This window comes from Alloyangia pacifica (assembly GCF_003111685.1).
GTDB classification, from domain to species: domain Bacteria; phylum Pseudomonadota; class Alphaproteobacteria; order Rhodobacterales; family Rhodobacteraceae; genus Salipiger; species Salipiger pacificus_A.
Window position 1 is genome coordinate 755,570 of sequence record NZ_CP022189.1, and the last position, 12,627, is coordinate 768,196.

General features: G+C 67.3%; 11 protein-coding genes. 4 read left to right on the top strand and 7 right to left on the bottom strand.

Annotated elements, in window-relative coordinates:
* Positions 1-18: 18 nt before the first annotated feature.
* Positions 19-942, top strand: coding sequence for an NAD(P)-dependent oxidoreductase (locus CEW88_RS03675; RefSeq protein ID WP_108964735.1), 924 nt, complete (start codon positions 19-21; stop codon positions 940-942).
* A 22-nt stretch (positions 943-964) separates the two neighbouring features.
* Here the strand turns inward: CEW88_RS03675 and CEW88_RS03680 are convergent, their stop codons facing one another.
* The 3 genes from CEW88_RS03680 to CEW88_RS03690 all read right to left on the bottom strand — a co-directional run bounded on the left by CEW88_RS03680 (position 965) and on the right by CEW88_RS03690 (position 3,326).
* Positions 965-1,969: a LacI family DNA-binding transcriptional regulator gene (locus CEW88_RS03680; RefSeq protein WP_159099543.1), complete on the bottom strand. Its 1,005-nt coding sequence runs from the start codon at positions 1,967-1,969 to the stop codon at positions 965-967.
* Positions 1,970-2,286: 317 nt separating this feature from the next.
* Positions 2,287-2,607 carry an AzlD domain-containing protein gene (locus tag CEW88_RS03685; protein WP_108964737.1) on the bottom strand — a complete coding sequence of 107 codons (321 nt, stop codon included), beginning with the start codon at positions 2,605-2,607 and terminating at the stop codon, positions 2,287-2,289.
* Complete coding sequence (locus CEW88_RS03690) at positions 2,604-3,326, bottom strand: AzlC family ABC transporter permease (RefSeq protein ID WP_108964738.1); 723 nt, start codon at positions 3,324-3,326, stop codon at positions 2,604-2,606. Before CEW88_RS03690 ends, CEW88_RS03685 begins: the two co-directional genes overlap by 4 nt.
* A 222-nt stretch (positions 3,327-3,548) precedes the next feature.
* Here CEW88_RS03690 and CEW88_RS03695 point away from each other — a divergent pair, with 222 nt between their 5' ends.
* From CEW88_RS03695 to CEW88_RS03705, 3 genes are all read left to right on the top strand, one after another.
* Positions 3,549-5,330, top strand: a complete 1,782-nt coding sequence (locus CEW88_RS03695) for an IlvD/Edd family dehydratase (RefSeq protein WP_108964739.1) — start codon at positions 3,549-3,551, stop codon at positions 5,328-5,330.
* A gap of 73 nt (positions 5,331-5,403) precedes the next feature.
* The gene (locus tag CEW88_RS03700; RefSeq protein ID WP_108964740.1) at positions 5,404-6,138 is read left to right on the top strand and encodes an SDR family oxidoreductase; all 735 of its coding nucleotides are present in this window, start codon (positions 5,404-5,406) and stop codon (positions 6,136-6,138) included.
* A gap of 81 nt (positions 6,139-6,219) precedes the next feature.
* Positions 6,220-7,221, top strand: coding sequence for an SDR family NAD(P)-dependent oxidoreductase (locus tag CEW88_RS03705; RefSeq protein WP_108964741.1), 1,002 nt, complete (start codon positions 6,220-6,222; stop codon positions 7,219-7,221).
* 84 nt (positions 7,222-7,305) lie between these two features.
* Here CEW88_RS03705 and CEW88_RS03710 read toward each other — a convergent pair whose 3' ends face one another.
* The 4 genes from CEW88_RS03710 to CEW88_RS03725 all read right to left on the bottom strand — a co-directional run bounded on the left by CEW88_RS03710 (position 7,306) and on the right by CEW88_RS03725 (position 12,528).
* Positions 7,306-8,214 carry a DMT family transporter gene (locus tag CEW88_RS03710; RefSeq protein ID WP_108964742.1) on the bottom strand — a complete coding sequence of 303 codons (909 nt, stop codon included), beginning with the start codon at positions 8,212-8,214 and terminating at the stop codon, positions 7,306-7,308.
* Between the two features lie 254 nt (positions 8,215-8,468).
* Complete coding sequence (locus CEW88_RS03715; RefSeq protein WP_108964743.1) at positions 8,469-9,959, bottom strand: UxaA family hydrolase; 1,491 nt, start codon at positions 9,957-9,959, stop codon at positions 8,469-8,471.
* Positions 9,960-10,120: 161 nt separating this feature from the next.
* Positions 10,121-11,716, bottom strand: a complete 1,596-nt coding sequence (locus tag CEW88_RS03720) for a TRAP transporter large permease (protein WP_193989053.1) — start codon at positions 11,714-11,716, stop codon at positions 10,121-10,123.
* A gap of 5 nt (positions 11,717-11,721) precedes the next feature.
* Positions 11,722-12,528, bottom strand: a complete 807-nt coding sequence (locus CEW88_RS03725; RefSeq protein WP_108964744.1) for a TRAP transporter small permease subunit — start codon at positions 12,526-12,528, stop codon at positions 11,722-11,724.
* Positions 12,529-12,627 lie beyond the last annotated feature (99 nt).

Here is a 12,627-nt window from a genome sequence, read left to right on the forward strand (position 1 = left end):
TCCTAGGGAGGACAGAACATGAGTGACAAACCCGTAGTGGGCTTCATCGGCGTAGGCCTCATGGGCCACGGCATGGCCAAGAACATCCTCAAGGGCGGCTACCCGCTCTGGGTGAAGGGCAACCGCGACCGTGCGCCGGTCGAGGACCTGGTGGGGCAGGGGGCGCAGGAGGCGGCCTCGCCCAAGGCCATGGCCGAGGCTTGCGACATCATCCACCTGTGCCTGTCGAACTCGCCGCAGGTCGAGGCGGTGATGCGCGGCGAGGACGGCATCCTTGCCGGCGCGCGGCCGGGGTTGATCGTGGTCGACTGCTCTACCGCCGATCCCGCCTCGACCGAGGCGCTGGCCGCCGAGCTGGCCGAAAAGGGCGGGGCGATGGTCGACGCGCCGCTCGGGCGCACGCCGAAGGAGGCCGAGGAGGGCCAGCTCGATGCCATGGTCGGCGCCGATGACGAGAGCTTCGCCAAGGTGCAGCCGGTGATCCAGTGCTGGGCCGGCAACATCAACCGCGTCGGCGGGGTCGGGGCGGGCCACAAGATGAAGCTGGTGATGAACCTCATCTCGATGAGCTATGCCGCGCTTTATGCCGAGGCGACGGTGCTGGCGGCCAAGTCCGGCATCTCGCCGCAGACCGTGCGGCAGGTGATCGGCTCGAGCCGGCTCGGCAACGGCTTCTTCGACACCTTCATGCGCTACGCGGTGGACCGGGACAAGGAGGCGCATAAGTTCAGCATTTTCAACGGCGGCAAGGACGTGCGCTATGCGGGGGCCATGGCCGCCAAGGTGGGCGCCCCGGCGCTGATCTCGAGCGCGACGCGGCACTATTTCGCCACCGCCGAGGCGACGGGGCATGGCGCGGACTACGTGCCGAGCCTGTCGGACCGCATCGCCGAGATGGGCGGGATCGATCTTGCCGAGGAGGTGAAGAAGGGCGAGTCGTAAGGCGCGCCACCGGTCTGCCGCGTCAGGTCGTGGCGCGGCGGACCAGGCTGAACCCCATGTCCTCGCGCAGGCCACGGGGAATGTCCCCGGCGAGGATCAGCTCGGCGGCACGGCGGCCAATGGCGGCGCCGTCGATGTGGATCGTGGTCAGCGCCAGCGCCGAGTCCTGCGCCATGTCGAAATCACCGAAGCCCGAGATCGCCAGCCGCCCGGGCACGTCGAGCCCGCGCCGCCGCGCCTCGCAGAGCGCGCCCATGGCCACCATGTCGCTGACACAGACCACCGCCTCGGTGTCGGGCCAGCGGCGCAGGATCTCTGCCAGGCCCTCGGCGCCGTAGTCCGGGCCCACAGCCCCGGGCCGGGCCTTCACCGCGACCACGCGCTCTGAGGCCAGGTGCCCGGCGCAGTCGCGGTAGCCCTCCATGCGCAGCCGGGCGCGTCGGTCGTGCTGCCGGTCCAGCCCGAGGAAGGCGACGCGGTGCCGCCCGGTCTCGACCATGTGGCGGGTCAGCGCGGCCCCGGCGGCGCGATTGGAAAAGCCCACCGCCGCATGCACCGGCTGCTTCGGCAATTCCCAAAGCTCGAGCACCGGCAGGCCGGACCGGGACAGCATCCGGTGCGCCGCCTCGGTGTGATCGTCCGAGGTGAGCACCAGCGCCTCGGGACGTCGGCCGAGCATCGTCGGCAGCAGCGCCGCCTCGGCCTCGGGGTCGTATTGAGTGGTCGAGAGCATCAGCTGCAGCCCGCCCTTCGCCAGTCCCTCGGTGAGGCCGCGCACGGTTGCGGCAAACACGGCCTCTTCCAGCGTCGAGACCAGCGCCCCCACCACCCGCGAGCGCTGGGAGCTGAGCGCGCCCGCCGTCTCGTCGAGCACATAGCCAAGCTCGTCGACCGCCGCCTGCACCTTGCGCAGCGTGGCGGGGCTGACCTTGGAGGGGGTGCGCAGGGCGCGGCTCACGGTGATCTTGCCGACCCCGGCGCGGGCGGCCACGTCGCCCATCGTCACCCATTTCCTGCCGTCTGCCATGATCTGCCTGCCTGCCCCTGTTGACGGCCTCTCATACCCGGTGGTATCGATACCATGAAGACGCGAAGCCGTATCGGAGAATCGCAGTTTCGTGAGCGTGCCGGTCTGGCTGCTCGTGAATCGGGCAGGATCACCGCGGCGCGTCATTCCTGAGCAGGTGCAGGTCAGGATATATTGCCGGGGCGCGTATCGTCTCCGCCCGGCAAAGCGCGAAGCCCGCCGCCCTCGCAGCCGGTGGTGTTTCGCAGAGGGTCGGTCTCGGAGGAGGGGGCCGGCCCTCTCTCTTTTGCGCCGCAGGTCTTCGCACGGGGTTCAGATCAAAGCAGCGCCTGCATCAGGTAGAGCGTGCCCATCCCGGCCACCAGCGCGCCGGTCACCGACAGGCGCAGCGCCACGAGGAAGGTGACCAGCGCGGCGATGATCCGCGCCGGCTCGGTCTCGCCGCCCGAGGCCTGAGGCCAGAGCACCAGGGGTGTCACCATGGCGGGCAGCACGCCGACGCCGACGTACTTGAGGTGCAGCACGAACCAGTCCGGCAACTGCCGGCGTCCGAAGAAGCCGAGGAAGGAAAAGCGGATCAGGAACGTGCCGATGCCAAGCAGGATGGTCAGCGTCCAGAAGGTTGCATCGTCGATCATGCCCGTCCTCCCGAGGCGCGCCGCGCGGCCCTGCGGCGCAGCGCCAGCTCTGTTTGCGCGCCGACCAGCATCGCCACCAGCGCCGCCGCGATCAGCCCGAGCCCGGCCGGAAAGCCCGCAAAGAGAATCGCGCAGACCACCGAGACCGCGGCGGCCAGCATGTGCGGCAGCGTCCGCAGCAGCGGCGCAGTGATGGCGATGAAGCAGACGGGGGCGGCGAAATCGAGGTGCAGCGAAGCCGGAATCGCTGTGCCGATCACTGCGCCGAGCAGCGTGCAACCGTACCAGAACGGGCAAATCAGGGCCATCACGCCGAAGTAGTAGGCGACCCGCTCCTCGCGGCTCATGCCGGGCTTTTCCTCGTAGGTCTTGACCGCCACGGCATAGGCCTGGTCGACCATCAGATAGGCCATCAACGCCCGCATCCCGAGCGGCGCGTGGCCCACGTGCGGCACCAGCGCCGCCGAGTAGAGCGCCATGCGCAGGTTGACGGCCAAGGCGGCGGTGAGCGCGACGAAGACCGGCGCATGTTCTTGCAGCAGCGCCAGAGCGGTGAACTGCGAGGCGCCGGCGATCACCAGCACCGACATGGTCATGACCTGCAGGATGTCGAGCCCGGCGTCGCGGGCGACGACTCCGAAAAGAAGCGAAAAGGGCACGACCACGGTGACGAAGGGCGCGCAGTCGCGATAGCCCTGCCAAAAGGCGGCGCGGGTCATGCGGTGCGGCTCGTTCGGCACGTCTTTGCGCGCCTTAATGTGCTGCGAATAAAGGGTAATGTTCCGTTGCTCGGCGGCTCGGCACGCATTGGCAACCGCTCCTCCCATGATTGCTCTTGCATTTGGTATACCAAATTGGGAAGCTGCTGCAAGAACGAGCGCGTCACGCGGCGCGCCTAGGCAAGGCGCGCGGGGAGGCGCGTCAAGGAGAGGAAGCTACCCGTGTCCGACACACGCGCCAACAAACGATTCCGCTCGCAGGAGTGGTTCGACAACCCCAACAATCCCGGCATGACCGCGCTCTATGTCGAGCGTTATCAGAACCAGGAATACACCCGCGAAGAACTGCAGGGCGAGAAGCCGGTCATCGGCATCGCCAACAGCGGCTCGGACATCGCGCCCTGCAACAAGATCCACGTCTTCCTGATGGACCGGATCAAGGCGGGCATCCGCGAGGCGGGCGGTATTCCAATGGAATTCCCGGTCCACCCGATTCAGGAGACCGGCAAGCGGCCCACCGCGGCGCTCGACCGGAACCTGTCGTATCTCGGCCTCGTCGAGGTGCTGCACGGCTACCCGATCGACGGCGTGGTGCTGACCACCGGCTGCGACAAGACCACCCCCGCCATGCTGATGGGCGCGGCGACGGTCGACATCCCGGCCATCGCGCTCAACGGCGGGCCGATGCTCGACGGCTGGTGGAAGGGCAAGCGCGCCGGCTCCGGCACCATCGTCTGGGAATCGCGCCGGCTGCTGTCCGAGGGCAAGATCGACTACGAAGAGTTCATGTCGCGGGTCTGCTCCTCGGCGCCGTCGCTGGGGCATTGCAACACCATGGGCACCGCCTCGACGATGAACGCAATGGCCGAGGCGCTCGGCATGTCGCTCACCGGCAACTCGGCCATTCCCGCTCCGTTCCGCGAGCGCATGGCGATGGCCTACCAGACCGGCAAGCGCATCGTGGAAATGGTCTACGAGGATCTCAAACCCTCCGACATCCTGACCCGCGAGGCCTTCGAGAACGCGATCGTCGTCAACGGCGCCATCGGCGGCTCGACCAACGCCCCGCCGCACCTGCAGGCCGTCGCCCGTCACGCCGGGGTCGATCTGAACGTCAAGGACTGGGAGACCATCGGCTTCGACGTGCCGCTGCTGGTCAACATGCAGCCGGCCGGTGAATATCTCGGCGAGAGCTTCTTCCGTGCCGGCGGCGTGCCCGCGGTGATGGAAGAGCTGCGCAAGGCAGGGCGCATCCATGAGGGCGCGATGACCGCCACCGGCAAAACCATGGGTGAGAACGTCACCGGACTGGGCAGCCAGGACACCGACGTGATCAAGACCTACGACGCGCCGATGCGGGCCAATGCCGGCTTTAAGGTGCTCTCGGGCAACCTCTTCGATTCGGCGCTGATGAAGACCTCGGTGATCTCCGCCGACTTCCAGAAGCGCTTCCTGTCGGAGCCGGGCAAGGAGGGCATCCTCGAGGCCCGCGCCATCGTCTTCGAGGGGCCGGAGGATTACCACGACCGGATCAACGATCCCGATCTGAAGATCGACGAGCATTGCATCCTCTTCATCCGCAACGTCGGCTGCGTCGGCTATCCCGGCTCGGCCGAGGTGGTGAACATGCAGCCGCCGGATGCGCTGATCCGGCAGGGCATCAACCACATGCCGACGGTGGGGGATGGGCGCCAATCCGGCACCTCGGAAAGCCCCTCGATCCTCAACGCCTCGCCCGAGGCGGTGGTCGGCGGCGGGCTCGCCTATCTGCAGACCGGCGACATGGTCCGGCTTGATCTCAACGCCAGCACGATGAACGCGCTGGTTGAGGACGCCGAGTGGGAGAAGCGCAAGGCCGACTGGACCCCGCCCGAGATCGTCAACCAGACGCCCTGGCAGGAGATCTACCGCAAGAACGTGGGCCAGCTTTCCGACGGCGGCTGCCTCGAACTGGCGACGGCGTACCAGAAGGTCGCCCGCAGCCTGCCCCGCGACAACCACTGACGACACAGAGTTCCGGCGCGGGCGTGACACACGCCCGCGCCGTTTCCTTGGCAAATCTCCCGGGAGGAGTTTTATGCAGAGCATCATCATCACCGGTGCGGGCAGCGGCATCGGCCGGCTGACCGCGAAGGCCTTTCTCGACGCGGGCTGGAAGGTCGGCCTTGTCGGCCGCCGCGAGGCGCCGCTGGAAGAGACCGCGGGGGGCAACCCCAATGCGCTGGTCCTGCCCTTCGACGTTGCCGATCCCGAGGCTGTTGAGGCCGGGTTCGACAAGGCAATGGCCGAGTGGGGCCGCATCGACGCGCTCTTCAACAACGCGGGTGTCGGCCTCAAAGGCGCGATGATCGACGAGATCCCGGCCGAGGAGTGGATCAAGCTCAGCTCGATCAACATCACCGGCATGTTCCTCTGCGCCCGTGCCGCCTTTGGCCGGATGCGCCGCCAGGACCCGCAGGGCGGCCGGATCATCAACAACGGTTCGGTCTCGGCGCATGTGCCGCGCTGGGGCTCGGCGCCCTACACCACCTCCAAGCACGCGGTGACGGGTCTCACCCGGTCGCTGTCGCTGGACGGGCGCGCCTTCAACATCGCCTGCGGCCAGATCGACATCGGCAACGCGTTGACCGACATGGCGCAGGCGATGACCCAGGGCGTGCCGCAGGCCGACGGATCGATCGCCGTGGAGCCGGTGATGGACGCGGCGCATGTGGCCAGCACGGTCCTGCACATGGCGACGCTGCCGCTTGAGGCGAATGTGCAGTTCGTCACCGTCATGGCGCCCGGAATGCCCTATATCGGCCGCGGCTGAGCGCTGCGGCGGACCCCGGCGATTTACAATCGGCGGGGTCTGGCCTATCGGGGGCGCGACGACAGAATGAGGCGGCCCCTGATGCCCAAGACACTCGTGACCGGCGCAGCCGGTTTCATCGGTTTCCATCTTTGCAAACGCCTGCTTGCCGAGGGCCACGAGGTCGTCGGCCTCGACGCGGTGACGGATTACTACGACACGGCGCTGAAACGGGCGCGGGTGGCGTTGCTCGAGGGCGAGGGTTTCAGTTTTGTGGAGGGGCGGGTCGAAACCGGCGGGCTGCTGCTGGGCCTCTTCGAAAATCACCGTTTCGACTACGTGTACCACCTCGCGGCGCAGGCCGGGGTGCGCCATTCGATCGAGAAGCCGCGCGAGTATCTCGACAGCAACATCACCGGCACCTTCGAGCTGCTCGAGGCGGCGCGGGCCTATCCGCCGAGGCACATGCTGATCGCCTCGACCTCCTCGGCCTACGGGTCGAACACCGAGATGCCCTATCTCGAGACGATGAAGACGGACCACCAGATGTCCTTCTACGCGGCGACGAAGAAGGCGACGGAGAGCATGGCGCACAGCTATGCGCATCTTTACGATCTGCCGACCACCATGTTCCGCTTCTTCACCGTCTACGGCCCCTGGGGCCGGCCGGACATGGCGCTTTTCAAGTTCACCAAGGCCATCCTCGAAGGCGCGCCGATCGACGTCTACAACCACGGCGACATGATGCGCGACTTCACCTTCGTCGACGACCTGGTCGCGGCACTGCACCGCCTCGCCCCGGTTGCCCCGCAGCGCGGCGCGCCAGCCGGACCGGAGGACAGCCTCTCGCCGGTCGCGCCCTGGCGGGTGGTGAACATCGGCAACGGCAGCCCGGTGAAGCTCGGCGAGTTCATCGAGGCGATCGAGGCGGCCACCGGCCTTCCGGCCAAGCGCAACCTCTTGCCGATGCAGCCCGGCGACGTGCCGGCGACCTGGGCGGGAACCACGCTTCTGGCGCGGCTCGCGGGCGAGTCGCAGTACACGCCGGTCGGCGAGGGCGTGCGCCGCTTCGTCGAGTGGTACCGCGGCTACTACGGTGTCTGAGCCGCATCGGCGGGCATTTCTTCAGTCAGAATTGTCCTGAGCGGAGCCTGCAGGTCGGGAGCCGCGCCTCCCGTTGAGCCGCGCTCAGAGCCGCGGCGGGATTTTCGAATGCGGCACGCCGCGCTGGCGTTCGCGGTGCCAGATGTAAAGCCCCGCGCCGATGATGATCATCGCGCCGACCAGCGTCCAGACCGTCGGCCAGGTGCCGAAGACCAGCAACCCCGCCGCCGCCGCGCTCATCAGCTGCAGGTAGACCATGGGCGCCAGCACCGAGGCACCCGCATAGCGGTGCGCCGCGGTGGCCAGCAGGTGCGCCACCGCCCCGAAGACGCCGATCACCGCCAGCATCGCGCCGGTGCCGGCGCTCTCGGGCGCCTGCCAGTCCGGCAGCACGACGGGCGCCAGCAGCAGCGTCGGCAGCGCGCCGCCCCAGACCTGCGAGGTGGCGTTGCTTTCGACGCCGGCGAGCTGCCGGGTGAGGATGAAATAGACCGCCGCGCAGCACAGCGCGCCCATCGACAGCAGCATGGCGGGGTGGAAGTCCGCCCCCCAGGGCTGCATCACCACCAGCACCCCCAGGAAACCCACGCAGACGGCGCCGATGCGATGCGGGCCGACCTTTTCGCCCAGCAGGGGGATCGCCAGCAGGGTGACCACGATCGGCCCGGCGAACATGATCGTCGTGGTCACGGTGATCGGCAGGTAGGCAAGTGCAAGGAAGTTGAGCATCGTGCTGCCGAAGAGACCGGCGGCGCGGAAGGTCTGTTTCCAGGGGTGCGCGGTGCGCAGCAGCGCGGCCCCCTCGCGCGGGAGGAAGGTCATCAGCACCAGCACCAGGTGCCCGGCATAGCGGCACCAGACCACCTGCAGCGCCGGGATGCCGTGCTGCAGCAGCCATTTCGCCGATGTGTCGATGCAGGTGAACCCGATGACGGCCAGCGCCATCAGCATCAGGCCGAAACCCGTCCGGTCTTCGCAGGGGGCAATCGCCATGGCTCAGCGCGTCCGCGCCGGAAAGAGGGACATGAGCGGGGCCTTTCAGATGCGTGCAGTGGGGGAGGTCATTCGCGGCACCCTGTGCGCGGGCGTACCGAAGCGCAAGGCAGCGGCCGCCGATTTGTGTGCACAGCCGGGCCTGCGGGATCGCACGCCCGGCGGGCGCCCCCATGCGTGGCTGAGGGGCGCGCGCCGGGGAGGGCTGTGGCTCACGCCGTGCTCCTCCGGGCCTGAGCGGGCGCGCCGAGGGATCACATTACCGCGCCGACCTGCCAGGGGACAAACTCGTAGTCGCCGAGCCCCAGCGCCTCGGATTTGCTCTGCTCGCCAGAGGCCATGCGGAGCCACATCTCGTAGATCTCGCGGCCCACTTCCTCGATCGTCGCTCCCTCGGTGAGGATGCGCCCGGCGTTGACGTCCATGTCCTCGGTCTGGCGCTGGAAGAGCTCGTTGTTCGAGGCGACCTTCATCGAGGGCGAGGGCTTTGCGCCGAAGGCCGAGCCGCGCCCGGTGGTGAAGCACACGAGGTTGCAGCCCGAGGCGATCTGGCCGGTGACCGACGCCGGGTCGTAGCCGGGGCTGTCCATGAAGGTGAAGCCCTTCGCGGTGACCTGCTCGGCATATTTGTAGACGCCGTTCAGCGGCGTCGTGCCGCCCTTGGCCGCCGCGCCGAGGGACTTCTCGAGGATTGTCGTCAGCCCGCCCTTCTTATTGCCGGGCGAGGGATTGTTGTCCATCGAGCCGTGGTTGCGCGCGGTGTAGTCCTCCCACCAGTGGATCAGGTCGATCAGCTTGTGGCCCACCTCCGGCGTGGCGGCGCGGGCTGTCAGAAGGTGCTCGGCGCCGTAGATCTCGGGGGTTTCGGCAAGCACGCCGGTGCCGCCCTGCGCGACCAGAAGATCGCAGGCGTAGCCGACGGCCGGGTTGGCGGTGATGCCGGACCAGGCGTCCGAGCCGCCGCATTGCAGGGCGACCATCAGCTCGGAGGCGGGGCAGGGGGTGCGGGTGGCCTTGTTGACCTCGGGCAGCATCTTCTCGACCTGCGCGATGCCATGCTCGACCGTCTTGCGCAGCCCGCCCTCGTCCTGGATGTTCATCTTCTGGAACAGCGGACCGGGCTCGAGCCCGTAGGCCTGCACCAGCCAGTCGATCTGCATGACCTCGCATCCAAGGCCCGCCATCAGCACGCCGCCGACATTGGGGTTGCGCGCGTAGCCCCAGAGCACCCGCTGCAGGAATTCAAAGCCGGTGCCGTCGCCGCCCATGGCGCAGCCGGTGCCATGCACGAAGGCGACGACGCCGTCGACGTTGGGATAGGCGGCAAGCTTCTCGGGGGTGAAATGCTGGGCGATCATCCGCGCGGCGGTGGCCGAGCAGTTCACCGAGGTCAGAATGGCGAGATAGTTGCGCGTGCCAACCCGTCCGGTCGAGCGGCGGTAGCCCATGAAGCTGTCCTGCGTCTCGGCAGGCGGCACGGGGCGCAGGTTGGTGCCGAACTCGTAGTCGGCCTCGACATTGCGGAACTCGAGGTTGTGGGTGTGGATATGCGCGCCTGCCGGGATGTCCTCGGCGGCATAGCCGATGATCTGGGCGTATTTGCGCACGGCCGCGCCCTTGGGGATGTCGCCGATCGCCATCTTGTGGCCGCGCGGGATCAGCGTGGTTGCGCCCTCGTCGCCCACTTCCAGCGGGACGACTGCGGTGACGACGTTGTCATGTTCGGAGAGGCGGACGGTTTTCATATTGGCTGTAGCTCCATGGAGCGGCTGGTGAGGTCTCCGGCAGAGGCGCGGCGCGCAGAGGGCCAGCGTCGCTCGGGCGGGGATCGGTGGGGAAACTCTCTGCCCTCCGCGTCGGAGGGTCAAGGCGAGGGGGCGGCGCGGGCCGCCCCCTCGGGATCACGTTACAGGAACAGCGTGACGATCGGCGGCCAGGCCAGCAGCACCAGCAGCGCCAGCAGCTGCAGACCGATGAAGGGCAGGAAACCGCGGAAGATGTCGGTCAGAGAGATATGCGCCGGGGCGACGGACTTCAGGTAGAAGGCCGCGGGGCCGAAGGGCGGCGACAGGAAGCTGACCTGCATGTTCATGCAAAAGACCACGCCGAACCAGATGCCGACATAGCTGCTGTCGACATGGCCGAGCCAGCCGATCTCTTCGGCGGGCAGACGCATCACGATGGGCAGGAACACCGGCATGATCAGCAGCACGATGCCGACCCAGTCCATGAACATCCCCATGATGAGGAAGATGAACATCATCACCAGGATGATGCCCATGGTGGGCAGGTCCGAGCCGACGATCATGTTGGCTACGTAGGTCGGGCCGCCCGCCAGCGTGTAGGCCGCCGCGAGGGCTGCCGCGCCGATGGTCACCCAGATGATCGTTCCAGTCGACTTGAGCGTGCGCATGACCGCATCCCAGACCACCTCGAAGTTCATCTCGCGGCGGATGAGGCCGATGACGAAGACCGCCACCACGCCCATGCCCGCGGCCTCGGTGATGCCGGTGATGCCGCCGTAGATCGAGCCCAGGACGACGCCGATCACCACGGTGGGGGCAATCAGCCCCTTGCCCATCTGCCAGCCGATGGCGGTGCGCTCTCGGCCGACGATGAAGAAGACCACGATGGCAAAGACCACCAGCGCGCCGACCAGCCAAGGGATGTCCGACACCATGCCGAGCGGGATCGGGTCCACGCCCTCGGTCACCGTGTTGGCGCCGGTCACGGTGAAGAACAGCGCGCGCAGGGTGAGCGCGGCCACGATCCACATGCCGAAGCGCGACAGGAAGCCGAGGAACATGAGGGCCTTCTCGCCGCCCGCCGGGGCGTCGGGGTCTGCCGGGGGCAGGGGGGCCTCTTCAGGATTCATCCGGGTGCGGATGAAGATGTAGATCATGAAGAACGAGGCCAGCATGAAGCCCGGCAGGAAGGACGCGGTGAACAGCGCCTTGATCGAGGTCTCGGTGACCAGCCCGTAGAAGATCAGCACGATCGACGGCGGGATCATCGTGCCGAGCGAGCCAGACGCGCAGATCGTGCCGATGGCGAGGTTCTGGTTGTAGCCGAGCCGCAGCATCTGCGGCAGGGCGATGAGGCCCAGAAGTACGACCTCGCCGCCGATGATCCCGGACATGGCGGCCATGATGACGGCCATGATCGAGGTCACGAATGCGATCCCGCCCCGGGTGCGCGACAGCCACACATTGAGCGAGCTGTACATGTCCCGGGCGATGCCGGAGCGTTCGAGTAGCGAGGCCATGAATATGAACAGTGGCACCGATATGAGAACGTAGTTCACCATCTGGCGGTAGACTGCTTGGCCGAGCACCGCGAAGGGCCCCATGCCGAAGCGCCCGAACAACAGGTCGGGGCCGAATTTCATCACGAGCGTCGCGACCGCCAGGAAGGCGGAGGCGAAGCCCAGCGGCATCCCGATCGCCAGCAGGGCAAACATGCCCAGCAACAGGATCAGGCTGAGTGTGCCGATATCCACCATGTAAGTCAGTCCTCCAGCGTGCGGCGGATATTCTCGATCTCGACTTCGTCGATCTCGTCCGCAGGCGAATGGTGTTCGGGGGCCTTGTTCCAGTCGGCGATGAGGTTGGACAGCGCCTGCAGGGCCACGAGGCCAATGATGATGATGAGCCCGATCTTGAGCGTTGCCGGCAGGGGCGGATCCCAGGCGGTGCCGAAGGTCTCCATGCGGCCGAGCTTTTGCATGGCCTCGTTGTAGCCACCCCAGAACAGGCACAGGAAGAAGACCCAGATCAGCGAGACCGAGATCACGTCGGCCAGCTTCTGCAGCCAGCGCGGGAACATGTCGTAGATGATGTAGATGCGGATGTGGCTGCGCTGCTGCATGGCGTAGAGACCGGCGAGCAGGAACAGGAAGGACGCGATCCACAGCGACAGCTCGTTGGCCCAGAGCGTGGGCTTTTCGAAGACGTAACGCGCCACGACCTCGTAGAACATCACCAGCACCACCGCGATGATGCCGATCATCGACAGGCGCGAGAGCACCAGCGACAGGATGTCGAGCGGCCCGGTGGGCGCGATCTCGATCGAGCCGCGCCGGTCGGACAGGTAGAGCGAGCTGAAGATCAGGGCGGCGAAGAGCGACCAGAGCATCACCGACACCAGCGGCCGACCCTCGGGGCGGAGCATTTCGTACATGCCGATCGGTTCTGCCGAGGTGAACTGGCCGAGCACGAGCCAGGCGAAGACGGCCAGCGCCAGCCCGGTGCTGACCATCGCCAGCAGGCGGACCGGTCCGCGCAGCGCGCCGAGCCAGAGGCTTTCATGGGACATTGGGTAACCCTTTCGGAGGAGTAACAGGGTTCGTGAGACAGGAACGGCGGGCCCGTAGCTGGGCCCGCCGCATGGCCTTTTCAGGTCAGGCGCGGGCGC

What these genes read in the sequence shown, in the direction of transcription:
- CEW88_RS03705 (WP_108964741.1), top strand. Translation starts at nt 6,220, where the DNA reads ATGCCCAAGACACTCGTGACCGGCGCAGCCGGTTTCATCGGTTTCCAT.
- CEW88_RS03685 (WP_108964737.1), bottom strand. Translation starts at nt 2,607, where the DNA reads ATGATCGACGATGCAACCTTCTGGACGCTGACCATCCTGCTTGGCATC.
- CEW88_RS03700 (WP_108964740.1), top strand. Translation starts at nt 5,404, where the DNA reads ATGCAGAGCATCATCATCACCGGTGCGGGCAGCGGCATCGGCCGGCTG.
- CEW88_RS03725 (WP_108964744.1), bottom strand. Translation starts at nt 12,528, where the DNA reads ATGTCCCATGAAAGCCTCTGGCTCGGCGCGCTGCGCGGACCGGTCCGC.
- CEW88_RS03720 (WP_193989053.1), bottom strand. Translation starts at nt 11,716, where the DNA reads ATGGTGGATATCGGCACACTCAGCCTGATCCTGTTGCTGGGCATGTTT.
- CEW88_RS03710 (WP_108964742.1), bottom strand. Translation starts at nt 8,214, where the DNA reads ATGGCGATTGCCCCCTGCGAAGACCGGACGGGTTTCGGCCTGATGCTG.
- CEW88_RS03715 (WP_108964743.1), bottom strand. Translation starts at nt 9,959, where the DNA reads ATGAAAACCGTCCGCCTCTCCGAACATGACAACGTCGTCACCGCAGTC.
- CEW88_RS03690 (WP_108964738.1), bottom strand. Translation starts at nt 3,326, where the DNA reads ATGACCCGCGCCGCCTTTTGGCAGGGCTATCGCGACTGCGCGCCCTTC.
- CEW88_RS03680 (WP_159099543.1), bottom strand. Translation starts at nt 1,969, where the DNA reads ATGGCAGACGGCAGGAAATGGGTGACGATGGGCGACGTGGCCGCCCGC.
- CEW88_RS03675 (WP_108964735.1), top strand. Translation starts at nt 19, where the DNA reads ATGAGTGACAAACCCGTAGTGGGCTTCATCGGCGTAGGCCTCATGGGC.